The organism is Leisingera sp. M658 (assembly GCF_025144145.1).
Lineage (GTDB): Bacteria > Pseudomonadota > Alphaproteobacteria > Rhodobacterales > Rhodobacteraceae > Leisingera.
This window is the reverse complement of record NZ_CP083546.1, coordinates 4,168,813-4,190,828: the sequence shown is the minus strand read 5'-3', so window position 1 is coordinate 4,190,828 and position 22,016 is coordinate 4,168,813. Positions and strand designations below refer to the sequence as shown.

Genomic DNA, 22,016 nt, shown 5'->3' with positions numbered 1-22,016 from the left:
GCGGCTTCCTTATTTGGCTTGCAGGCTTTGGGCCAGATCAGTGGCGGCAGTCACGGCTGCCACCCGCGCATTTGCAGCGGCTTCCCAGCTGGACAGGGCAGCGCGGGCAGAGGCGGACAGGGCAGAAAGTTCTGCCAATGCTTCCTGCAGCTTGCCCCCGGACACAGCCGCTTCGGCGCGGGACAGGACCGCATCCGTATCGTCCCCGTCCCTCGGAGTGACAGAGCGGGCACCCAGATGGCGATTCACGTAATCCAGCAGGCCGCTGCCGTCCTTTGTCTCCTCGCGGGCAGAGGCCAGCGCCTCGCGGGCAGCCGGTGCGAACCCGTCCCGCAAGGCAGACAGCGAGGCTACTCCGCTCTTCGCAGGGCCGGACAAGGCTGCCGGAACATCAACGCCGAGGGCCGCAAGCTCCTGCACACTGGGCGCATAGCTGTTACCGGTGTCCAAGGCAGAACGCAGCTGCGCCAGCTGCGTCTGGGCGCTGGCAATCCGTGCGGCCTCAGCACTTGCCGCGTCCATAGCCTGAGCGTCTGCCAGCATCTGTTCGACTTCGGAACGCTGCGCAGCCAAGCTGTCTTGCAGCTTGCCCAGCTCAGCTTCAAACGCGGCGACAGCTTCGGGCGAGGCGCCTTCCAGCGGCCGGGTTTCCAGTGCCGCAACACGGGCGGTCAAAGTCTCCAGATCCGCACGCAGCACCGCATCCGGGGCCTGCGCGGTTTTCAGCGGTTCGATGTCGGCGGCAAGAGTTTGGATCTGCGCAGTAAGGGGCGTTATGTCCGGGGGCTGGCTGGCCTCTACCTGCTGCTTCAATGCGGCCAAAGCCGCCTGCAGGTCCGACTGGCCGGTTTCCAGAGCCGTCAGCTCTGTGCCCTGATTTTGCAGCGAAGCCGGCAGAACGCTATCAAGCCAGCCGCCTTGGCCGACGACAAACCCAATGACCGCAGCCACGACGCCGCCCAGCACGGCTGAGCCGAATCCACCGCGCTTCTCTACCACACGTTCGATTTCGCGGGGCGGCTCTGCGTGAGCAACTGGCTCCATTGTTTCAAAGGCGGCTTGTTCATCCGGAGCCACCTCCAAATCAGAAGCCGCAATTTCGGTCTCGGTCTCGGTCTCGGTCTCGGTCTCGGTCTCGGTCTCGGTCTCGGTCTCGGTCTCGGTCTCGGTCTCGGTCTCGGTCTCGGTCTCGGTCTCGGAAACTGCGAACTCTGTGTCCTTAGAATCGTCAACCGTTTCGGCGGCGCTTTCGTCAATCACATCCTGTTGAAGCGCTTCAGCGGTGCCTTCAACCGGTTGGGATTCACCGGGACCAGGCTCAATCACGTCTTCCGGATTTTTCTTGTCAGCCACGCCGGCCTCCCCCTCGATTCCAAATATACATTTCGTGCGAACACGCCGGACACTACTCTGCGCGCCCCTTGCCCTCAAGCCGGGACAGCTGGGCTGCGGCATCAAAGACAGCCTCTGCCATGGCTTGGGCATCAGGTTCCTTACTTACGCGCAACACCTTGCAATTCAAGCTTTTCAATGGTTCTGCAACAGCCTGGCTCAGCGCAATCAGGTGCAAATGCGCAGCATCCCCGCATTGGCTGGCAAAATGACTCGCCGTTCTGGGAGAGAAAAGCGGCACGATCACATCTTTCTGTGCAGAAAGCACCGCTTGCGCCTCCTCTGACAACGCTAGAAGAACCTGATCATACACGGTTTGCGCACGGCAGGGGATACCGCCATCAGTAAGCCGTTGCGCAATCCCGCCCCGCGCATGGGCGCCCCGGAGATGCAACAGCGGTGCTTCCGGCGGCTGTTGCAGCATTCTTTCGACCAATTCATCCGCGCATTGCCCCAGGCTCACCGCCTGCCAGCCGGCCTCTGCCGCAGCCTTGGCCGTGCGCTCACCGACACAAAAAGCCGGCAGGCGCGCCGCAGTTTCACGTGAAGCGGCTTCCACCCCGTTGGCCGATGTGAAGATCACGCCTTTCATGCCATCCAGGCTGACTTGCGCCTGTATCGGCCGGATCTGCATCAGCGGCGCATAGACCACCTGCAACCCGGCACGGGCCCCTTGGGGCAGCCCGGCCACAAACCGCTCTGCCGCTGCCAGCGGGCGTGTCATCAGCAAAGGCACCATCGCGGGCTCCCGGGATTGTTTGCAATCCGCTTAGGTGGTAGCCCCGGCGGCAAAGCGATGCAACGGTAAGGCCATGACAAAGACCCTGACAATTCTGGGGCTGGAGAGCAGCTGTGACGATACCGCCGCCGCGGTGGTGCGGCAACCGGAGGGCGCCCAGCCCGAGGTTCTGTCTTCGGTCGTGTTCGGCCAGGCCGAGCTGCACAGTGCCTTTGGCGGCGTGGTGCCGGAGATTGCTGCCCGTGCCCACGCCGAGAAGCTGGACATTTGCGTGCTGGATGCGCTGGCTGATGCCGGGTTGAGCCTGAAAGACATCGATGCGGTCGCTGTGACAGCCGGCCCCGGGCTGATCGGCGGAGTGATGTCAGGCGTTATGTGCGCCAAGGGGATTGCAGCCGCCACCGGCCTGCCGCTGGTGGGCGTAAACCATCTGGCAGGCCATGCATTGACGCCGCGGCTGACAGACGGGATTGCCTACCCTTACCTGATGCTGCTGGTCTCTGGCGGGCACTGCCAATACTTGCTGGTGCGCGGGCCTGAGAATTTCACCCGCCTCGGCGGCACCATAGACGACGCCCCGGGCGAAGCATTTGACAAAACCGCCCGCCTGCTGGGCCTGCCGCAACCGGGCGGACCGGCCGTGCAGGCAGAGGCTGAAAACGGCGATCCCAAGCGCTACCGCTTTCCCCGCCCCTTGCTGGACCGGCCGGATTGCAACCTGTCCTTTTCAGGCCTGAAAACTGCATTGATGCGGATGCGTGACCAAATCGCGGCGGAAAAAGGCGGCCTTACCCGACAGAACCGGGCCGATCTGTGCGCCGGTTTCCAGGCCGCTGTGGTGGATACATTGGCTGAAAAAACCCGCCGCGCTATACGCCTGTATCTGGAGGAACAGCCCGAGCAGCCAACCGTGGCCGTTGCCGGCGGCGTTGCAGCAAACACCGCCATTCGCGCTGCGTTAGAGACTGTTTGCGCTGAGACAGGTGCCACCTTTACCGCACCGCCGCTGCAGCTGTGCACTGATAACGCCGCGATGATCGCCTATGCCGGGCTGGAACTGTTCAAGGCGGGCGCCCGCGACGGGCTGGACCTGACCGCCCGCCCCCGCTGGCCACTGGACCAAAGCAGCCCGGCACTGATCGGATCGGGCCGAAAGGGAGCCAAGGCATGAGTGTTTCAGTTCTGGGATCCGGCGCCTTTGGCACAGCTTTGGCAATTTCGTTGGCTGGCAAGGGCCCGGTGACCCTGTGGGCGCGCAACGCGATGAAAGCCCAGGCGATGCAGGACAGCCGCCGCAACGGAACCCGGTTGCCAGGCGTTGAACTGCCCAAGAACCTGCCGATCACATCCAATATCGGGAAAGCCTGCGAGTCCGATGTCCTGCTGCTGGCGGTACCGATGCAAACGCTGCGTGGCGCCTTGGAACAGCACAAGGATCACTTGACTGGAAAGACGCTTGTCGCCTGTTGCAAGGGTATCGAGCTGGACTCTGGCCTAGGCCCGGTGGCGGTCATCCAGGAAGTTCTCCCGAATGCCAGTGCAGCGCTGCTGACGGGGCCGAGCTTTGCCGCCGATATTGCGCGCGGGCTGCCAACCGCACTAACCCTTGCCTGCAAAGAGGCAGAGCAGGGCAAGGCACTGCAGGCACAACTGACCACGGCCAACCTGCGCCTCTACCGCACCACGGACACCATTGGAGCCGAAATCGGCGGCGCTTTGAAAAACGTGATGGCAATTGCCTGCGGAGCGGTCATTGGGGCCGGGCTGGGTGACAGTGCCCGCGCCGCACTGATGACGCGCGGATATGCTGAAATGCAACGCTTAGCGCTGGCCTGTGGAGCGAAATCTGAGACGCTGGCCGGGCTTTCGGGCTTTGGTGATCTGACATTGACCTGCAGTTCCGACCTGTCCCGCAACTATCGCTTGGGGCTTTCCATTGGCCGGGAGGAAGATTTCGATTCCACTATCACGGTCGAAGGGGCAGCCACCGCGCGGGCAGTCGCGGAGCAAGCCCAAAGGATGAATTTGGACATGCCGGTCACTCTTACGGTAACCAATTTGCTCGATCAGCGCTTGACGATCAGCGAAGCAGCGGCACATTTGCTTAAAAGACCATTAAAAGAGGAATAAAATGCTGATCGCATTGATTGCCCGTGACAAGCCCGGCCATTTGCAGACCCGGCTGGACAACCGCGACGCCCATCTGGCCTATATCAACGACACCGGTGCCGTTGCGCAGGCAGGTCCGCTGCTGGATCAGGATGGCAATATGGCCGGATCTCTGGTTATTCTGGATGTCGAAGACATGGCAGCAGGTGAAGCCTGGGCAGAGAACGACCCCTACAACAAGGCCGGCCTGTTTGAAGCTGTCGAATTGATCACCTGGAAAAAGGTCATCGGCTGATGCGCTACTGGCTGTTCAAATCCGAACCCTCTACCTGGGGTTGGGACGACCAGGTCTCCAAAGGTGATGCGGGTGAAGAATGGGACGGCGTGCGCAACTACCAGGCGCGCAATTTCATGCGCGAAATGAAGATCGGCGACCGCGGGTTTTTCTATCATTCGCAGAAAGAAAAATCCGTGGTCGGTATTGTTGAGGTCTGCGCCGAGGCCCATCCTGACAGCACCACCGAAGACGACCGCTGGGAGTGTGTTGACATCAAAGCGGTGCGGCCTTTTGCTAAGCCGGTTTCATTGGACCAGATCAAGTCCGACCCGCAGCTGGAAGAGATGGTATTGGTCAGGAACTCCCGCCTGTCTGTGCAGCCGGTGAGCGACGCGGAATGGGCCACCATCTGCGCGCTGGGGGAGACAGATTCCAGCTGATCTGCCAATCTGTTCCTAAGTGGCTGAAACCATTGAGGAGAACAGCATGGAATTCTTAAGTGTGATCGTGGCGGCTGCGGCGGCATTTGCGCTGGGAGCAGGATATTACGGCGCCCTCGCCAAACCGTGGGTCGAGGCCGCTGGTGTTGAATGTGATGAAGACGGAAAACCGAAGGGCGGCCAGAGCCCGATGATTTTTGCGATGGCTTTTGTGCTGCAGCTGATCGTTGCTGGCATGATGCGCCATGTGTTCACTCTGTCCGGCATCGAGACCCTGGGCGCGGGTCTGATTGGCGGTGCAGGTGTCGGATTGTTCTTCATCAGCCCCTGGATTGCCCTGAACAACATGTATGGGATGCGGCCGGTTAAGCTGACGCTGATTGATGGCGGCTATGCGACGCTGGCCTGCGCAATTGCTGGCCTGGTGCTGAGCCTGTTCTGAATTGAAAAAGGGAAGGACCTGAGGACAATCAGGACCTTCCCTTCCACCCCGCGTGCTCCACTATCCACCACACGCGTTTGAAAATCTGGTACCTGGCCGTCCTGGCCGGTGTCTTATGTGTAGCTCTTTGAAACACGATTCCGCAAATCAATAACCCTGACAATGCGAGCTAAATCAGCGACGCTGGAAGCTAGCCACATAATCTGCGTCACACCGCAGAACACGAGAAGCTTCTTGACAGATCGCCATATTAATTAACATAATTGTTAATTATGGAGTCACCAGTCAGGAAAGGCACGCAATGCCTGTAAGCATCCCTAACGAGAGCGCCGCCTACCGCACGGCCCGCAATGAACTGTTGCAAGCTGAGATCGGTTTGCGCGCGCAAACTGAAAAAGTTGCCGCCTTGCGACGGGCTTTGCCTGCCGGCGGGCGGGTTGCAGAGACTTATGAATTCCGCAGCACAAGCGGCGCTTCGGCATCCTTGCTGGACCTGTTCGGCAAGCACAGTGCCCTTGCGGTTTATTCTCTGATGTACGGGCCGGACAGCGAGGCAGCCTGCCCGATGTGTGCAGCGATTCTGGATGGCTGGCGCGGGCAAGTGTCCCATGTGCACGCGCGCATGGGGTTCGCGGTTGTCGCGCAATCATCGCCGGAACGGCTTGCAGCACTGCAGACCGCAAAGGGCTGGCAGGATCTGCCGCTCTATTCTGCTGCGGGCACTAGCTATCAGCAGGACTATTTGGGTGAAAGCAGCGAGGGCGCGCAGCTGCCGATGCTGCATGTTTTCACCAGGTCAGAGGACGGTATCCGGCATTTCTGGGGATCGGAGATGCTCTTTGAGCCAAGCCCCTGGCAGCCGCGCCATGTCGATACACTGTGGCCGATGTGGAACCTGTTCGACCTCACCCCTGAGGGGCGCGGCGACCATATGCCCAGCCAGCGCTGATCTGCGGCCCGGCAATAAAAAACGCCGCAGGATTGCTCCAGCGGCGCTGATTTTTTGAAAAGAGAAACCGCTTAGTAGCGATAATGCTCGGGCTTGAACGGTCCTTCCGGCTTGACCCCGATATAGGCGGCCTGCTCAGCGCTCAGCTGGGTCAGCTTAACGCCGATACGGCCCAGGTGCAGGCGGGCGACTTTCTCGTCCAGATGCTTGGGCAGGATATAGACGTCGTTTTCATAGTGGTCGCCGCGGGTCCACAGCTCCATCTGGGCCAGCACCTGGTTGGTGAAGGACGCCGACATCACGAAACTCGGATGGCCAGTGGCGTTGCCAAGGTTCAGCAGGCGGCCTTCGGACAGCAGGATCATGCGGTTGCCCGAAGGCATCTCGATCATGTCCACCTGTTCTTTGATGTTGGTCCACTTGTGGTTTTTCAGCGCGGCGACCTGGATCTCGTTGTCGAAATGGCCGATGTTGCCGACAATCGCCATGTCCTTCATCTCGCGCATGTGCTCGATGCGGATCACGTCCTTATTGCCGGTGGTGGTGATGAAGATATCCGCGGAACCGACTTCCTCTTCCAGCAGCACCACTTCAAAACCGTCCATCGCAGCCTGCAGGGCGCAGATCGGGTCGGCCTCGGTGACTTTCACCCGGGCGCCTGCACCGCGCAGGGAGGCGGCAGAGCCCTTGCCCACGTCACCGTAACCGCAGACCACAGCGACCTTCCCGGCCATCATGGTATCGGTGGCCCGGCGGATGCCGTCGACCAGCGATTCCTTACAGCCGTATTTGTTGTCGAACTTCGACTTGGTGACCGAGTCATTCACGTTGATCGCCGGGAACGGCAGCTGCCCGTTCTTCTGCAGATCATAGAGGCGGTGCACGCCGGTAGTGGTTTCCTCGGACACGCCCAGGATCGCATCGCGGGTCTTGGTGAACCAGCCCGGGGATGCTTCCATGCGCTTCTGGATCTGCACCTTGATGACCGCTTCTTCTTCGGACTGCGGCACGGGAATGATATCCTCGCCCGCCTCGGCACGCGCGCCCAGCAGAACATAAAGGGTGGCATCGCCGCCATCGTCGAGGATCAGGTTGGGGCCTTCCTCGAACATGAAGGATTTATCCAAATAATCCCAATGCTCTTCCAGCGACTGGCCCTTGATCGCAAAGACCGGAATGCCTGCTTCGGCAATCGCCGCGGCAGCGTGGTCCTGGGTCGAGAAGATGTTGCACGACGCCCAGCGCACATCGGCGCCCAACGCCACCAGCGTCTCAATAAGCACAGCGGTCTGGATGGTCATATGCAATGAGCCGACAATGCGCGCGCCTTTCAGCGGTTTGCTTTCGCCGTATTCCGCGCGCAGGGACATCAGTCCCGGCATTTCGGTTTCGGCGATGTCCAGCTCTTTGCGGCCGAACCCGGCCAGCGCGATGTCCTTGACGATATAATCCCCGGCCATTGCCAGCTCCAATCCAGTTGCAAGTACAGTTGCAGGAGGGCCTAGCACTGCAATTGTTGATATTCAACGAAGATACCCGCAGCCGGAGCTTATGGCTCTGGCTTTTTATGGTGGAGCAGGCTGTTGGGGGGAGCCTGTCAGGCGGCCAATGTCAGCTTGGCGTGCCTGGGTCCGACGTATTTTCCGAAATGTGGAAGAATGAGGAACCGGTCGCGACAACGCAGCTGACCCCATTCGCATGTGTGACCAGAACCGTAAAAGTTCCGGTTTCATCCGACGACCAGACCTCGATCACAGTGGCCTCAGGACGGCTTTTCTGCAATCCGCCGGCGGTCAGCCGTTCGGAGTATCCGCTTTCCAGCTTTTGGGTCATGACCTCGCGGTCGCCGCAGCTGGCTGCCAAGGCTGGCGGCGCCGTCGCTGCCATGCCGAATAACAGAGAAATACCAAGAAGACGCTTAAACATGACAAACTCCTTTCCATTGCGTGTCACGTCACGAAAAGGGGTTGCCGCAGAGAGGGGGCGGTGCCCCTTGTATACCTATAATATTGGGCCGCGCAGTGCCTGTTTCAAACTCACAAGGCATAAACACTCCGTTTTTTGCCTGTGTTCAGGTATCCGGCAGCCAAACCCGGCAAGCATTGCCCGGTTGCCGCGCAACGGTTAGTCAAAGGGGTAAGTGCAGCGACAGGAAACCCTCATGCCCGCAAAACCCGCCCGCGCATGGCAGCGCATGCTGTCCGGCCGCCGTCTGGATCTGCTGGACCCGACACCGGTGGATATTGAGATCGAGGATATCGCCCACGGACTGGCGTTTGTTGCCCGCTGGAATGGTCAGACAATGGGGGATTTTGCCTATTCCGTGGCTGAGCATTCGCTGCTGGTTGAGGACCTTTTCAGCCGGATGAACCCAAAGGCACCGGTCAAATGGCGGCTGGCAGCACTGCTGCATGATGCGCCGGAATATGTGATCGGGGATATGATCTCGCCAGTCAAAGCTGCGGTGGGGCCGGGATATGGCGAACTGGACTTGCGGCTGACGGCGGCCATTCACCTGAGATTCGGGCTGCCCGCTGCCTTGCCCAAGACTGTGAAAGCGCAAATCAAGCGGGCCGACAAGATCAGCGCCTGGATGGAAGCGGTGCAGATCGCCGGCTTTTCGGAAAAAGAAGCCAGCCGGTTCTTCGGCCGCCCGAAACCGGAGGTTACCGCGGGGCTGAATATCGTGCTGCGCCCGCCGCTGGAAACCCGTATGGCGTTTCTGGGCCGCCATACAGCGCTGATGGCGCAGCTCTGATCCTCAGCGCGGGCTGCGTTTGGCCAGGATCCGCTGCAGGGTGCGGCGGTGCATGTTAAGCCGCCGTGCGGTTTCCGAGACATTGCGGTCGCATAGCTCATAGATCCGCTGGATATGCTCCCAGCGCACACGGTCGGCGCTCATCGGGTTTTCCGGCGGCGGCGGCAGCACATCTTCGTTGGCCAGCAAAGCGTTCATGATGTCTGTGGCATCGGCCGGCTTGGACAGGTAATCCGTCGCACCGATCTTGACCGCTGCAACAGCCGTGGCGATGGCACCATAGCCGGTCAGAACCACAACCCGGCTATCCGGACGTTTTTCCCGCAGCACTTCGACCACATCCAGACCATTGCCGTCTTCCAGCCGCAGATCCACCACCGCAAAGGCCGGCGGGCGGGCCGTTGCAATGGCACTGCCTGCGGCAACCGACCCCGCAGTCTCCACTGAGAAACCGCGCTTTTCCATTGCCTTGGCCAGACGCCGCAGAAACGGCTCGTCATCATCAACCAGCAGCAGTGTCTTGTCTGGTCCAATATCCTGCAGAGCAGTTTCGGCCATGCCCGGTCCTCCGCGAAGTTTTTGTCTGTTCACGCAAGAATATGTCCGGGCAGGGGGAAAGGTCAAACAGCTATCCTGCCTCAGATTTTTTCGATGAAGCAGGCGGTCTTGTCGGCCATCTGCTCCGCCGTTTCATCGCGGCGGAAGAATTCCACAAAGCCGTCCTCGGGCAGCACCAGATAGGAAAAGGTCGAATGGTCGACGAGGTAGTAATCCTCATCCCCTTCATTCTTCTTAAAGTAGGTCTTATACGCCTTGCTGGCGGCCTTCACCTGGTCCAGAGACCCGGTCAGCCCAATCATCTTTTCATGCAGGTTTTCGGCGAAATCGCCAACAGCTTCAGGGGTGTCGCGGTCCGGGTCGATGGAAATGAACACCGGTGTCACGCTGATGCCGCGCTCTGCCAGCACATCGACCGCATCCGCGTTGCGGGCCGAATCCATCGGGCAAACGTCAGGACAGAAAGTGTAGCCGAAGTAGACAATCGACGGCTCGGTGATCACATCCTTGTCGGTGACAGTCTCACCCTTTGCATTGACCAGCTCGAACGCCCCGCCGATGGTATCGGTGCCGCCAGCGATCTGGCTGCTGCGGCACTGTGCGAATTTGTCGCCTCCAGCCCCTCCGCGGGTCATAAACCAGGCACCACCCACAAGGGCAGCAACAAAAGCAACAGCAAAGAGAGCATAGACGCGGGTCATGAGATCACACTTTTCGTAAGGGAAGGGTTGTTGATCGTTTGCAGCGCCAGACCTATCAAGAAACACAGCCGATGCAACTGGCGCACGGCGTCACATCTGCGGGAGCAACGAACCTCATGAGCGATCGCATCTTCAGGCTGACAAGCGGCCAGGAACACAGCCACTGGATCCGCCTGCGGACCCTGATCCTGCTGCGCTGGGTGGCCATTGCCGGACAGATCACCGCCATTGCCGTGGCGCAGCACCGCTTTAACCTGCAGTTGGAGCTGGGCCTGTGCTATCTGGCCATTGGCATTTCAGCCGCCGGCAACCTGATCGCCATCTTCGCGTTCCCGGAAAACAAGCGCCTGACCGAGTTTGAGAATTTCCTGATGGTGCTGTTCGATCTGCTGCAGCTGGCCTTCCTGGTGTATCTGACCGGTGGGTTGAACAACCCCTTTGCCTTGCTGGTGCTGGGGCCGGTGACGATTTCCGCCGCCGTCATGGGGCTGCGCTCCACCCTGATCATCGGTGCCACAGCTGTTATTCTTGTCACCCTGATGGCAGAGTTCCACCTGCCGCTGCGCACCGAACAAGGATTCATCCTGCGCATTCCCGATGTGTTCATCTTCGGCAATTGGATCGCCATTGTCATCGCCATTCTGTTCATCGGCGCCTATTCCTTCCGGGTCAGCAACGAAATGCGCTCAATGTCGGATGCGCTCAGCGCTACCCAGCTGGCGCTGTCGCGCGAGCAAAAGCTGACCGACCTGGGCGGCGTGGTGGCGGCAGCGGCGCATGAGCTGGGCACACCGCTGGCCACCATAAAACTCGCCAGTGCCGAGCTGATCGAAGAGCTGGACGACCGCCCTGACCTGCGCGAAGATGCCGCGCTGATCCGTGAACAGGCCGACCGCTGCCGCGACATCCTGCGCGGCATGGGCCGGGTCGGCAATGACGATCTGCATTTGCGTCAGGCGCCGTTTTCAACCCTGGTGACCGAAGCGGCAGAGCCGCACATGAACCGCGGCAAATCCGTTATCTACCATGAGGAACCGCTGGAGGGAGGTGACTTTCAGCAGCCAACAGTTATGCGTAAGCCCGAGATCATCCACGGGTTGCGCAACCTGGTGCAGAATGCAGTGGATTTCTCCCACTCCACCGTCTGGATAGATGCTGCCTGGAACAACGACCGGATCATTTTGCGGATCTGCGACGATGGCCAGGGATTTCCGCCGCATCTGCTGGGCCGCATTGGCGATCCGTTTGTGCGCCGCCGCCGGGGCGAAAACGAGCTGAAGCAGCGGCCCGAGTACGAGGGCATGGGTCTGGGTCTTTTCATTGCCAAAACGCTGCTGCAGCGCACCGGTGCACAGCTGAGATTCGCCAATGGCGCAGACCCTTTCCAAACCCTCAGCCCCTACCGCGAACGGCGCGGCGCCATTGTCGAGGTTGCCTGGCCACGCAAAAAAATCGACGCCATGGCAGACGGCGGCCCTGTCATTGGGAAAAATATACCTTTAGAAATTTAACTATTCACTTTTGGGCAACCAATTAAACTTGATTTAACCATTATTAGGGAACCATGCGGGTAAACGAGAGCTGAACTGGGCAGGACGACATGCAGGACTTCGCTTCGATCGAATGGTTTGTACTGGCAGCGCTTTGTGCTGCAACCGCGGCGGCGGCGGTCTGGTGGCTGTCACCTAATCCGCGCCGCAATGGCATGGAACATGATCTTCTGGCCGGCGACGGCCGCACAGATGCGGTGTTCCTGTTTGACGAAAACAGCCTGATCGGCTGGTCTTCGGGCGCGCGGAAATTCATTGGTGACCAGGCGGAGAACTTTGACTGGGGCATGCTGCGCGACCAGCTGGCCCGCAGCTACCCGGGCCTGCCGCAGTCACCGGGCTTTCTCAAAGATGTCGGCCCGCTCGTTCTTTCCGGCACCGCTTCTGCCGAAAGCCGCGAGGCGCATTGCGAATGGATCGACGGGGTCACCCGCGTGCAGCTGCGCCGCAGCACCTTGGAGGAACAGAACAAATCCCTTGATCAGGAACTGACCACACTGCGCGCTGCCGTGCATCAGGCGCCCTACCCGGTCTGGCTGCAGTCGGAGGAGGGCAACGTTACCTGGTCCAACCTCGCCTATGACGACCTCAGCCAGAAGATCCGCGGCCGCAATGCCGACTTTGCCGAGCCCCTGTTCACCGACCTGCACGACCCGATGAACAGCGGCAAGCCGGAGCGGATCTACATCCCGCTGCCGGAAAGCAACAAAAAACTGTGGTATAACGTTTCCACCACAGAAACCGAAGCCGGCTGGCTGTGTCACGCGGTGGATGTGAATGCCGTGGTCGACGCCGAGGTTGCCCAGCGCAATTTCGTGCAGACCCTGGCCAAGACGTTTGCCCAGCTGTCGATCGGTCTTGCGATTTTTGACCGCAACCGCCAGCTGGTGCTGTTCAATCCGGTGCTGATCGACCTCACAGCCCTGCCCGCCAATTTCCTCAGCTCGCGGCCCAATCTTTTGACCTTCTTCGACCGTCTGCGCGACCAGCGGATGATGCCGGAACCCAAAAGCTACTCCAGCTGGCGCCACCAGATGGCCGACCTCTTGGAGGCCGCGGCTGAAGGCCGCTATCAGGAAACCTGGTCGCTGCCATCGGGATCCGTCTACAAGGTTTCGGGCCGGCCGCACCCGGACGGCGCCATTGCCTTCCTGTTCGAAGACATCACCGCCGAGGTCACACTCACCCGCCAGTTCCGCTCAGAACTTGAGATGGGCCAGTCAATCATGGACCAGATGGACGAGGCGATTACAGTCTTTGCCAGCGATGGCAGCATGACCTTCTCTAACAGTGCCTATGGCAGCCTCTGGTCAATGGATCCGGAAGCCAGCTTTGCCAAAGTCTCGATCATGGATGCCAGCCGGATCTGGCAGGACACCTGCGCGCCGACCCCTGTCTGGGGTGAGATCCGCGATTTTGTCGCTGGCGGAGACGGGCGCGAAGCCTGGTGGTCGCACGTCCAATTGCGCGACGGCACGCGCATGATCTGCAAGGTCTCCGCAATTCAGAACGGTGCTACGATGGTCAGCTTCCGGGCACCGGAAACCGTGGCCTTGCCGGCAGGCCAGCAGCGCTTCCCCGCTATCAGCAAGGGCTAGGCCCGGAAACCGGCTTGCAGCAGACCGGCGGCGGCGCCATTCTAGCGCCATGACCACGGATACCGCGTCCTGCACGCTGAACTCACCGGACGAAACGGCCCGATTGGCCGCACAGATCGCCGGGGCCCTGCGCCCCGGCGATTGCCTGTTGCTGGAAGGGGTGATCGGCGCCGGTAAAACCCATTTCGCCCGCCATTTGATCCAATCGCTTATGGATGTGCCGGAGGACGTCCCTTCGCCCACTTTTACTCTGGTGCAAACCTATGACGTGCCCGCCGGTGAGCTGTGGCACACCGACCTTTACCGGCTGTCGTCTCTGGATGAGCTGGAAGAACTGGGTCTGATCGAAGCATTTGACAGCGCCATCTGCCTGGTCGAATGGCCCGACCGGCTGGCCGAACTAACCCCCGCCCACGCCATCCGCCTGAAACTGGCGCTGGATCCGGAACATGAAGACCGCCGCCATCTGACGCTTAGCTGGAGCGACATGAAATGGCGGCCCCTGATGGAGCGCATCTGCGCATGACTGACCGCAACACCCTGTGCGAAACATTTCTCTCGGCCACGCCTTATGGCAACTGGCAACGCGGCCCGCTGGCCGGCGATGCCTCCAACCGGCGCTATGAACGGCTGACGGCTGACAATGGCAAAACCGTTGTGCTGATGGACGCGCCGCCGGAAAAGGGCGAAGATGTCTGCCCTTTCATCCGCATTGCCGAATACCTGCGTGCCCAGGGTCTCAGCGCCCCGGAGATCCTGGTTCAGGATGTTGAGAATGGCTTTTTGCTGCTGGAAGACCTGGGTGATGATCTTTTTGCCCGTGCCATCCTGCGGAAACCGGCGCTGGAAAAGGAACTCTATGAAGCGGCCACCGATGCGCTGGTTTCCTTGCACCAAGCAACGACGCCGGATCTGGAACCATATGGCCCGCGAATGATGGCTGAAATGGCCGGTCTTGCGCTGGTGAAATACCGCGACGGCATCCTCGGCGGTCATGATCCTGACTTGCAATCCAGGTTCGAGGATCACTTCGAAGACATCCTGCGTGAAACTGTCAAAGGCGATCCAGTTCTGGTTCAGCGTGACTACCACGCCGAAAACCTGCTGTGGCTGCCGGACCGCGTCGGGGTGGCGCGCGTCGGTTTGCTGGACTTTCAGGACGCCCGCTCCGGCCACTGCGCATATGATCTGGTGTCGCTGCTGCAGGATGCCCGCCGAGACGTGCCGGCCACCGTCGAAATGCGGATGATTGACAGGTATTTGTCTGCCACCGGAGTGGATGAGTCTGGTTTCCGAACCGCCTATACCGTTCTGGGCGTGCAGCGGAATCTTCGTATCCTTGGCGTCTTTGCCAGGCTCAGCCTGGAATACGGCAAACCTCATTACGTGGACCTGATCCCGCGGGTGTGGGACCATTTTATTCGCGGGCTGGAGCATCCTGCACTGGCTCCGGTTGCGGATCTGCTGCGTGAAAGCCTGCCACCCCCAACCCCGGACAATCTGGATAGGCTGAGGCCCTGATGCAGCGCTCTCCTGATGCCGTCATGCTGTTTGCCGCTGGATTTGGAACCCGGATGCGGGAGCTGACCCGCGACAAGCCGAAACCGATGATAGAAGTCTCAGGACGGCCGTTGATCGCCCATGCGCTGGAGCTCGCCCAAGCCGTCCGGCCAGCCCGGATAGTGACAAACCTGCATTACAAGCCAGAGCCGCTAAAGGCCTTTTTAGAGCCTCAAAATGTGCGCATCAGTCTCGAATCCCCCGAGATTCTCGACACCGGCGGCGGTCTGCGCCAGGCTTTGCCGCTGTTGGGAGACGGGCCGGTTTTCACCATGAACACCGACGCCATATGGAAGGGTCCGAACCCATTGGAATTGGCCCTGCAGGCTTGGGACCCCGGCCGCATGGACGCACTGCTGGTCTGTGTGCCACTGGAACGTGCAGCGGGCCGCACCGGTGGCGGGGATTTTGCGGCTGATGCCGAAGGCCGCATCAGCCGTGGCGGAAAGTTAGTCTATGGCGGGGTTCAGATCCTGAAAACACAGGATCTGTATCAGATTGAGGAGCAGGTGTTCTCACTGAATGTCCTGTGGAACCGGATGGCCGAAGCAAACCGGCTGTTTGCTCTGGAATATCCTGGCCGCTGGTGCGATGTGGGCCATCCAGAGGGGATCACACTGGCCGAGGATCTGATAGCCGCAGATGATGTTTGAACCTTCCGCAAAACCGCGCGTCTTTGCCCTGCCCTGCGGTGTCGACTTCCCGCATGCCCTGGCTGATGGGCTGCGCATCCGCAGCCAGGGCCAGCCGCCCGAGGCGTTGGCAAAGGTTGAACTGATCATCAACACCTCCCGTATGGCGCGGCGTGTCCGCACCTTGTTTGACAACGGCCCCGCCCTGCTGCTGCCGCGCATGCTGCTGCTGACTGATCTGGCACAGCGTGCCACGCTGGACGGGCTGCCGCCTGCTTTGCCGCCGCTGCGGCGGCGGCTGGAACTGTCACAGTTGATCGCAAAACTGTTGGATGCGCAGCCCGACCTGGCCTCCAGGGCGTCGCTTTATGACTTGTCCGACAGTCTTGCCGCGCTGATCGACGAGATGCAGGGTGAAGGCGTCAGTACCGATGCGATCCGCGATCTGGATGTTGCAGACATGTCCGGTCACTGGGCGCGGGCGCAGGCCTTTATCGGGATCGCCGATGAGTTCACCGGCCTGCATGAAGGTGCGATAGATGCCCAGGCGCGGCAGCGGCAGGCGGTGCTGAACCTGATCGGGCAATGGCAGGAGAATCCGCCGCCGCATCCAGTGATCCTGGCCGGCTCCACCGGTTCGCGCGGGACGACACTGATGCTGATGCAGGCCATCGCGCGGCTGCCGCAAGGCGCGGTGGTGCTTCCCGGCTTCGACTTTGACCAGCCGGAACATGTTTGGGACAGGCTGGATGATCCGATGATCTCGGAGGACCATCCACAGTACCGGTTCCACAAACTATTGAAAGAATTGGAACTTTCACCAGGTGACGTGCAGTTCTGGACTGATGCACCGCCAGTCTCTTCTGAACGCAATCAGCTGGTCTCTCTAGCCTTGCGTCCAGCCCCAGTGACTGATGCCTGGATGAGCGAAGGCCCAAATCTGTCTGGTCTGAAACCGGCCACAGATAACGTTACCCTGATCGAGGCCCCCAACCCCCGCGCCGAAGCGCTCGCCATTGCTCTTCGACTGCGCCAAGCAGCGGAAGACGGGCAAACAGCCGCGCTCATTACGCCGGACCGGATGCTGACCCGCCAGGTCTCGGCAGCGCTGGACCGCTGGGATATCCTTCCTGACGATTCTGCCGGCCAGCCCCTGCAGCTGTCGCCGCCGGGCCGTTTTCTGCGCCATGTAGCAGGTCTGTTCTGCAAACCGCTGGCATGCGACAGCCTGCTGACACTGCTGAAACACCCGCTGACCCACGATGGCGCGGACCGTGGCAATCACCTGCGCCAAACCCGCGAGCTTGAGCTGTCCCTGCGCCGAAACGGTCCGCCCTTCCCCGATGCCGCAGCATTTGCCGGATTTGAAAAGGGACGCAATCTGACCCCAGGCTGGACGTCCTGGCTCAACGCCTGTTTCGCAGATCAGGAGATCGCAGGCACCCTTCCCTTGACCGATTGGGTCCGGCGTCTGCGCGACCGCGCTGAATACATCGCTGCCGGCAGCCAATCAGACGGCAACAGTACACTGTGGGACAAGAAGGCTGGTCAGGCCGCGCGCTCTTGCATTGAAAACCTGGAAGCCGAAGCCCCCTATGGCGGCGACATGTCCGCCCGCGATTTTGCCGATCTGCTGGGTGCGTTGCTGAGCCAGGGCGAGGTGCGCGACCGCGATGCGCCCTATGGTTCAATCATGATCTGGGGCACCTTGGAGGCGCGGGTGCAAGGTGCCGATCTGGTGATACTCGGCGGCCTCAACGAAGGCAGCTGGCCAGAGGCCGCCAGCCCCGATCCTTGGCTGAACCGCCAGCTGCGCAACCAGGCCGGCCTCTTGCTGCCCGAACGCCGCATTGGCCTGTCAGCGCATGACTTTCAACAGGCCATCGCTGCACCCGAAGTCTGGCTGACGCGCGCCGAACGCTCGGAAGAAGCAGACACCGTGCCCTCGCGCTGGCTGAACCGGCTGACCAACCTCTTGTCCGGACTGCCGGATCAGGGCGGCCGGGATGCGCTGGAAGCTATGCGGACGAAAGGCCGCCAGTGGCTCGGCCGGGCAGAGGTACTGGAACAGCCAACACCGATCCCGCAAGTGCCACGCCCCTCGCCGCGGCCACCGGTTGCCGCCCGCCCGCGCCGGCTCACCATCACGGAAATCCCCCGCTTGATCCGCGACCCTTATGCGATTTACGCCAAGCACGTACTGCGGCTGAAACCTCTGAACCCGCTGGTGCAAGAGCCGGACGCCTTGCTGCGCGGCATTGTGGTGCATGAGGTGTTTGAGCAGTTCATCAAGGAAGCCCAAACGGATCCTTCCCTGCTGACTGCCGGTCACCTGATCGGCAAAACCCGCCAGCTGCTGGAAAGCCACGTCCCCTGGCCGGTTGCACGCATCCTGTGGCACAGCCGCATCCGCAAGATCGCCGGAGACTTTGTGCTGGCTGAGCGGGAACGCCAGGCACGTGCCAAACCGGTCGCCTTTGAGGCCAAAGGCAGCACCCGGCTGGACCCTCTGGATTTTACCATCGCCTGCCGGGCCGACCGGATCGACATGGACGACCGCGGGTTCCTGCATCTCTATGACTATAAAACCGGCGCGCCGCCCTCGGAATCGCAGCAGAAGAAGTTCGAAAAGCAACTGCTGATCGAAGCCGCCATGGCCGAGCAAGGCGCCTTTGACGGCCTTGGCCCCGCAGAAGTGGCCCGCGCCCTGTTCATCGGGCTTGGATCCAGCATGAAAGAAGTGCGTGCGCCGCTGGAAGAAGAACCGCCCGCCAAGGTGTGGGACGAGCTGCACACTCTGATCGGGGCCTATTTTGAGCCTGAACAAGGCTATTCGAGCCGCCGCATGGTGTATCGCGACGACATCGCCGGCGACTATGACCACCTTGCGCGTTACGGCGAATGGGATCGCAGCGCCACGCCGCAGCCGGAGAACTTGTCATGACCATCCGCGACGCCGCCTCCGAGGCGCAGTTCCGCGCCGCACGCCCCGATGCCTCTACCTGGCTGGCGGCCAATGCTGGATCCGGCAAGACCAAAGTTCTGACCGACCGGGTGGCGCGGCTCTTGCTGAAGGGCGTGCAGCCGCAGCACATCCTGTGTCTGACCTACACCAAGGCCGCCGCCAGCGAGATGCAGAACCGGCTGTTCAAACGGCTGGGCGAATGGGCGATGCTGAGGGATCCGGCGCTGGTCTCTGCCTTGACCGAACTGGGAGAGGTCAACACCGGCGCCGGCGACCTGGCACAGGCCCGCACCCTGTTTGCCCGCGCGATTGAGACGCCAGGCGGGTTGAAAATCCAGACCATCCATTCCTTCTGCGCCTCGCTTCTGCGCCGTTTCCCGCTGGAGGCCGGCGTCAGCCCGCAATTTTCAGAGATGGACGACCGCGCGGGCCAGCTGCTGCGTGCGGAAATCATGGAGGATTTCGCCCAAGGATCCGAGGCCCATCTGGTCGACTCCCTGGCGCGCCATGTCAGCGACAGCGATTTTGAGACCCTGACATCCTCCATCTGCCAGCGCCGCGCCGATTTCGGCCAGCCGTTGGGTTGGGAAGGGCTGCTAGAGCTGTTTGAGCTGCCTGAGGGTTTTGACGAAGCCGCACTCGAAGCCTTGGTGTATTTAGGCGGCGAGGAAGAACTGCTGCAGCGCACTCGCCAGATGCTGGGGCAGGGCGGTGCGACCGATCAAAAGGCAGCTGCAAAGCTGACTGGCATAGCCAAGCCGGCTCTTGCCGACTTGAGTACGCTGGAAAGCATCTTCCTCACCGGCGCCAGCGCCAAAGAGCCGTTCACTGCCAAAATCGACAAATTTCCAACCAAAAAGCTACGCGAATCGCATCTCTCGCTTATGGACCAGCTGGAACCGCTGATGCTGCGCATCGAGGATGCCCGCACCAAACGCCTGGCCTTGGCTGCCGCTCGCAAGAGCCATGATCTGCATCGCTTTGCCGCCGCCTTCCTGCCGGAGTATGAGCACCGCAAACAGCTGCGCGGCTGGCTCGACTTTGACGACCTGATCCTGAAGGCCCGGCAATTGCTGAACGATCCGGGCGTTGCCGCCTGGGTGCTGTACCGGCTGGATGGCGGCATCGACCACATTCTGGTGGACGAGGCACAGGATACCAGCCCGGTGCAATGGGACGTGATTGAGAAACTGGCACAGGAATTCACATCCGGCGTTGGTGCGCGCTCGGATGTCGAACGCACGATCTTTGTGGTCGGTGACAAGAAACAGTCGATCTATTCTTTCCAAGGTGCCGATCCGGATGCCTTTGACCGGATGCAGCAAGAGTTCGGGCACCGGCTGGCGGAAACCGGAGCGGGGCTGCAGGATGCCTCGCTCGATTTCTCTTTCCGCTCTTCTGCTGCGATCCTGAAACTGGTGGATCTCGTCTTCCAGGACAGCCCGCGCGCAGGTTTTCGCAAGGAAGCGCTGCACCGGGCCTTCAAGTCCGACCTGCCGGGCCGGGTGGACCTTTGGCCAGTGGTCGGAAAGGTCGAGGACGACGAGGATCCGGACTGGACCAGCCCCGTTGACCGTCCCAGCAGCCGCCATCACACAGTGATCCTGGCCGAACGCATCGCCCAGTCGATCAAACAGATGATCGGCACCGGCGTCACAATCCCTGAGGACGGCGCTGAACGCGGCACCTTCCAGCGCAGGCCGGTTCAGGCAGGTGATTTCCTGATTCTGGTGCAGCGCCGGTCTGATCTGTTCTCTGAGATCATCCGTGCCTGCAAGAAAGCCGAGCTGCCCATTGCCGGCGCTGACCGGTTGAAAGTTGGTGCGGAACTGGCGGTGAAGGACATCGCAGCACTGCTGCGGTTCCTGGCCCTGCCGGAGGATTCCTTATCACTAGCGGAAGCACTGAAGTCGCCGCTGTTCGGTTGGACTGAGCAAGCACTGTTCGACCTCGCCCACCGGCGTGAGGCGCTGTACCTGTGGCCGGCGCTCCGCGAGCGGGCAGGGGCGTTCCCCGAAACCATGGCGGTGCTGAACGACCTGCGCGCCAATGCTGATTTCCTGCGCCCTTATGATCTGATCGAACGCATCCTGACACGCCACAGCGGCCGCCAGAAACTGCTGGGCCGGCTGGGGCCGGAAGCCGAGGACGGCATCAACGCGCTGTTGTCGCAGGCACTGGCATATGAACGCACCGATGTGCCCAGTCTTACCGGGTTCCTGGTCTGGATGCAGACAGACGACCTGGAAATCAAACGCCAGATGGGTGCCGCCGGCAATATGATCCGGGTGATGTCGGTGCATGGCTCCAAAGGCCTGGAAGCGCCTATTGTGATCCTGCCGGATACTGCCAAACGCCAAGCGCCGCGCGATGCCGAAATCATGCTGGCAAATGGCAACCCGGTGTGGAAGCTGCCCAAAGACCAGATGCCGGCCACCATGCTGGCGGCCCGTGAAGCCGCCCAGGAAAAACTTCAAAATGAACGGTTGCGCCTGTTGTATGTGGCTCTAACCCGGGCAGAAAAGTGGCTTATCGTCGCCGCAGCCGGCGACGTCGGTGAGCAGAACGACAGCTGGTACCGTATGTCGGAACGTGCATTGCGGGACGGCGGAGCGGTGGAATTTGAAACCGAAGGCGGTACCGGGTTACGTTTGCAACACGGTGATTGGGAAGGGCTGCCGCTGATTGAAACGGCTGCCCAGGACGTTGAGAAACACATCTTGCCTGACGTCTTTAACCGGCTGGCCAAACCTTATGCGGCACCGGATCCGGCGCTCAGCCCTTCGGATTTGGGCGGGGCCAAGGCATTGCCGGGCGATCAGGGCTTGGACGAGGAGGCCGCCAAATCCCGCGGCAGCAGGCTGCACCTGCTGCTGGAGCATCTGCCCGGCCGATCCGAGGGGGATTGGCCCAAGCTTGCGCAAAACCTTCTGCAAGATGCACAAGACAGCGCCGAACTTCTGGCCGAAGCTTCAGCCGTTCTCAAAAACGCTGATTTGCTTCATATTTTCAAGCCGGACACTCTGGCCGAGGTGCCTATTACCGCAGATTTGCATGGTTCGCGCCTGCATGGGGTGATCGACAGGCTGATCGTAACCCCGGAAAAAGTCCTGGCAGTGGATTTCAAATCCAACGCAACTGTACCTGAAACGCCTGAAAAATGCCCCGAAGGCCTGCTGCGGCAGATGGGCGCCTATGCCCATGCGCTTGCACAGATTTATCCGGATCGCGCCATTGAAACCGCGTTGCTTTGGACCTGCAATACAACCCTGATGCAGCTGCCGCACGAGCTTGTGACAAGCGCGCTTCTGCGGCGGATGGAACCTTGACGATCGGTTAAGCCGTA

Annotated in this window: 20 protein-coding genes; 14 read left to right on the top strand and 6 right to left on the bottom strand. The window is 60.9% G+C overall.

Annotated features, from left to right (window positions below):
• Nucleotides 1–9 precede the first annotated feature (9 nt).
• Nucleotides 10–1,353 (bottom strand): hypothetical protein, encoded by a 1,344-nt coding sequence (locus K3724_RS20430; protein WP_259988721.1) that lies wholly within the window; start codon nt 1,351–1,353, stop codon nt 10–12.
• A gap of 52 nt (nt 1,354–1,405) precedes the next feature.
• Nucleotides 1,406–2,116 carry a uroporphyrinogen-III synthase gene (locus tag K3724_RS20425; RefSeq protein ID WP_259988719.1) on the bottom strand — a complete coding sequence of 237 codons (711 nt, stop codon included), beginning with the start codon at nt 2,114–2,116 and terminating at the stop codon, nt 1,406–1,408.
• A gap of 88 nt (nt 2,117–2,204) precedes the next feature.
• Here K3724_RS20425 and tsaD point away from each other — a divergent pair, with 88 nt between their 5' ends.
• From tsaD to K3724_RS20395, 6 genes are all read left to right on the top strand, one after another.
• Entirely contained in the window at nt 2,205–3,302 is a 1,098-nt protein-coding gene (tsaD, locus tag K3724_RS20420) for a tRNA (adenosine(37)-N6)-threonylcarbamoyltransferase complex transferase subunit TsaD (protein WP_259988717.1), read from the top strand.
• Nucleotides 3,299–4,261, top strand: a complete 963-nt coding sequence (locus K3724_RS20415; protein ID WP_259988716.1) for an NAD(P)H-dependent glycerol-3-phosphate dehydrogenase — start codon at nt 3,299–3,301, stop codon at nt 4,259–4,261. Before tsaD ends, K3724_RS20415 begins: the two co-directional genes overlap by 4 nt.
• A 1-nt stretch (nt 4,262) precedes the next feature.
• A complete protein-coding gene (locus K3724_RS20410; protein WP_065268630.1) occupies nt 4,263–4,535 on the top strand; it encodes a YciI family protein in 273 nt (90 codons plus the stop codon).
• Nucleotides 4,535–4,957 carry an EVE domain-containing protein gene (locus tag K3724_RS20405; RefSeq protein ID WP_259988710.1) on the top strand — a complete coding sequence of 141 codons (423 nt, stop codon included), beginning with the start codon at nt 4,535–4,537 and terminating at the stop codon, nt 4,955–4,957. The genes K3724_RS20410 and K3724_RS20405 overlap by 1 nt, the downstream gene beginning before the upstream one ends.
• Nucleotides 4,958–5,003: 46 nt before the next feature.
• Entirely contained in the window at nt 5,004–5,399 is a 396-nt protein-coding gene (locus K3724_RS20400) for a DUF1761 domain-containing protein (RefSeq protein ID WP_259988708.1), read from the top strand.
• 301 nt (nt 5,400–5,700) lie between these two features.
• Entirely contained in the window at nt 5,701–6,348 is a 648-nt protein-coding gene (locus K3724_RS20395) for a DUF899 family protein (protein ID WP_259988706.1), read from the top strand.
• A 71-nt stretch (nt 6,349–6,419) separates the two neighbouring features.
• On the opposite strand, the gene ahcY is transcribed toward K3724_RS20395, so the two are convergent.
• Both ahcY and K3724_RS20385 read right to left on the bottom strand, forming a co-directional pair.
• On the bottom strand, nt 6,420–7,808 hold the full coding sequence (ahcY, locus tag K3724_RS20390) for an adenosylhomocysteinase (protein WP_259988704.1): 1,389 nt from the start codon (nt 7,806–7,808) through the stop codon (nt 6,420–6,422).
• A 151-nt stretch (nt 7,809–7,959) separates the two neighbouring features.
• Nucleotides 7,960–8,274: a hypothetical protein gene (locus K3724_RS20385; protein ID WP_259988702.1), complete on the bottom strand. Its 315-nt coding sequence runs from the start codon at nt 8,272–8,274 to the stop codon at nt 7,960–7,962.
• Nucleotides 8,275–8,509: 235 nt separating this feature from the next.
• Between K3724_RS20385 and K3724_RS20380 the strand changes: the two genes are divergently transcribed.
• A complete protein-coding gene (locus K3724_RS20380) occupies nt 8,510–9,106 on the top strand; it encodes an HD family hydrolase (RefSeq protein ID WP_259988700.1) in 597 nt (198 codons plus the stop codon).
• A 3-nt stretch (nt 9,107–9,109) separates the two neighbouring features.
• Here K3724_RS20380 and K3724_RS20375 read toward each other — a convergent pair whose 3' ends face one another.
• Nucleotides 9,110–9,664, bottom strand: a complete 555-nt coding sequence (locus K3724_RS20375; protein ID WP_129372688.1) for an ActR/PrrA/RegA family redox response regulator transcription factor — start codon at nt 9,662–9,664, stop codon at nt 9,110–9,112.
• A gap of 80 nt (nt 9,665–9,744) precedes the next feature.
• Nucleotides 9,745–10,365 carry an SCO family protein gene (locus K3724_RS20370; RefSeq protein ID WP_259988698.1) on the bottom strand — a complete coding sequence of 207 codons (621 nt, stop codon included), beginning with the start codon at nt 10,363–10,365 and terminating at the stop codon, nt 9,745–9,747.
• A 116-nt stretch (nt 10,366–10,481) separates the two neighbouring features.
• Here K3724_RS20370 and regB point away from each other — a divergent pair, with 116 nt between their 5' ends.
• The 7 genes from regB (at nt 10,482) to addA (ending at nt 21,999) form a co-directional block, all read left to right on the top strand.
• A complete protein-coding gene (gene regB, locus K3724_RS20365) occupies nt 10,482–11,876 on the top strand; it encodes a sensor histidine kinase RegB (RefSeq protein WP_259988696.1) in 1,395 nt (464 codons plus the stop codon).
• An 89-nt stretch (nt 11,877–11,965) separates the two neighbouring features.
• The gene (locus tag K3724_RS20360; protein ID WP_259988693.1) at nt 11,966–13,513 is read left to right on the top strand and encodes a PAS-domain containing protein; all 1,548 of its coding nucleotides are present in this window, start codon (nt 11,966–11,968) and stop codon (nt 13,511–13,513) included.
• A gap of 49 nt (nt 13,514–13,562) precedes the next feature.
• On the top strand, nt 13,563–14,039 hold the full coding sequence (tsaE, locus tag K3724_RS20355; protein WP_259988691.1) for a tRNA (adenosine(37)-N6)-threonylcarbamoyltransferase complex ATPase subunit type 1 TsaE: 477 nt from the start codon (nt 13,563–13,565) through the stop codon (nt 14,037–14,039).
• Entirely contained in the window at nt 14,036–15,034 is a 999-nt protein-coding gene (locus K3724_RS20350) for an aminoglycoside phosphotransferase family protein (protein WP_259988689.1), read from the top strand. The genes tsaE and K3724_RS20350 overlap by 4 nt, the downstream gene beginning before the upstream one ends.
• Entirely contained in the window at nt 15,034–15,726 is a 693-nt protein-coding gene (locus K3724_RS20345; RefSeq protein WP_259988687.1) for a nucleotidyltransferase family protein, read from the top strand. Before K3724_RS20350 ends, K3724_RS20345 begins: the two co-directional genes overlap by 1 nt.
• A complete protein-coding gene (addB, locus tag K3724_RS20340; RefSeq protein ID WP_259988685.1) occupies nt 15,716–18,649 on the top strand; it encodes a double-strand break repair protein AddB in 2,934 nt (977 codons plus the stop codon). Before K3724_RS20345 ends, addB begins: the two co-directional genes overlap by 11 nt.
• Complete coding sequence (gene addA / locus K3724_RS20335; RefSeq protein WP_259988683.1) at nt 18,646–21,999, top strand: double-strand break repair helicase AddA; 3,354 nt, start codon at nt 18,646–18,648, stop codon at nt 21,997–21,999. Before addB ends, addA begins: the two co-directional genes overlap by 4 nt.
• Nucleotides 22,000–22,016 lie beyond the last annotated feature (17 nt).

What these genes read in the sequence shown, in the direction of transcription:
- K3724_RS20405 (WP_259988710.1), top strand. Translation starts at nt 4,535, where the DNA reads ATGCGCTACTGGCTGTTCAAATCCGAACCCTCTACCTGGGGTTGGGAC.
- regB (WP_259988696.1), top strand. Translation starts at nt 10,482, where the DNA reads ATGAGCGATCGCATCTTCAGGCTGACAAGCGGCCAGGAACACAGCCAC.
- K3724_RS20395 (WP_259988706.1), top strand. Translation starts at nt 5,701, where the DNA reads ATGCCTGTAAGCATCCCTAACGAGAGCGCCGCCTACCGCACGGCCCGC.
- K3724_RS20345 (WP_259988687.1), top strand. Translation starts at nt 15,034, where the DNA reads ATGCAGCGCTCTCCTGATGCCGTCATGCTGTTTGCCGCTGGATTTGGA.
- tsaD (WP_259988717.1), top strand. Translation starts at nt 2,205, where the DNA reads ATGACAAAGACCCTGACAATTCTGGGGCTGGAGAGCAGCTGTGACGAT.
- ahcY (WP_259988704.1), bottom strand. Translation starts at nt 7,808, where the DNA reads ATGGCCGGGGATTATATCGTCAAGGACATCGCGCTGGCCGGGTTCGGC.
- K3724_RS20410 (WP_065268630.1), top strand. Translation starts at nt 4,263, where the DNA reads ATGCTGATCGCATTGATTGCCCGTGACAAGCCCGGCCATTTGCAGACC.
- K3724_RS20375 (WP_129372688.1), bottom strand. Translation starts at nt 9,664, where the DNA reads ATGGCCGAAACTGCTCTGCAGGATATTGGACCAGACAAGACACTGCTG.
- K3724_RS20350 (WP_259988689.1), top strand. Translation starts at nt 14,036, where the DNA reads ATGACTGACCGCAACACCCTGTGCGAAACATTTCTCTCGGCCACGCCT.
- addB (WP_259988685.1), top strand. Translation starts at nt 15,716, where the DNA reads ATGATGTTTGAACCTTCCGCAAAACCGCGCGTCTTTGCCCTGCCCTGC.
- K3724_RS20425 (WP_259988719.1), bottom strand. Translation starts at nt 2,116, where the DNA reads ATGACACGCCCGCTGGCAGCGGCAGAGCGGTTTGTGGCCGGGCTGCCC.
- K3724_RS20400 (WP_259988708.1), top strand. Translation starts at nt 5,004, where the DNA reads ATGGAATTCTTAAGTGTGATCGTGGCGGCTGCGGCGGCATTTGCGCTG.
- K3724_RS20385 (WP_259988702.1), bottom strand. Translation starts at nt 8,274, where the DNA reads ATGTTTAAGCGTCTTCTTGGTATTTCTCTGTTATTCGGCATGGCAGCG.
- K3724_RS20415 (WP_259988716.1), top strand. Translation starts at nt 3,299, where the DNA reads ATGAGTGTTTCAGTTCTGGGATCCGGCGCCTTTGGCACAGCTTTGGCA.
- K3724_RS20380 (WP_259988700.1), top strand. Translation starts at nt 8,510, where the DNA reads ATGCCCGCAAAACCCGCCCGCGCATGGCAGCGCATGCTGTCCGGCCGC.
- addA (WP_259988683.1), top strand. Translation starts at nt 18,646, where the DNA reads ATGACCATCCGCGACGCCGCCTCCGAGGCGCAGTTCCGCGCCGCACGC.
- K3724_RS20370 (WP_259988698.1), bottom strand. Translation starts at nt 10,365, where the DNA reads ATGACCCGCGTCTATGCTCTCTTTGCTGTTGCTTTTGTTGCTGCCCTT.
- K3724_RS20360 (WP_259988693.1), top strand. Translation starts at nt 11,966, where the DNA reads ATGCAGGACTTCGCTTCGATCGAATGGTTTGTACTGGCAGCGCTTTGT.
- tsaE (WP_259988691.1), top strand. Translation starts at nt 13,563, where the DNA reads ATGACCACGGATACCGCGTCCTGCACGCTGAACTCACCGGACGAAACG.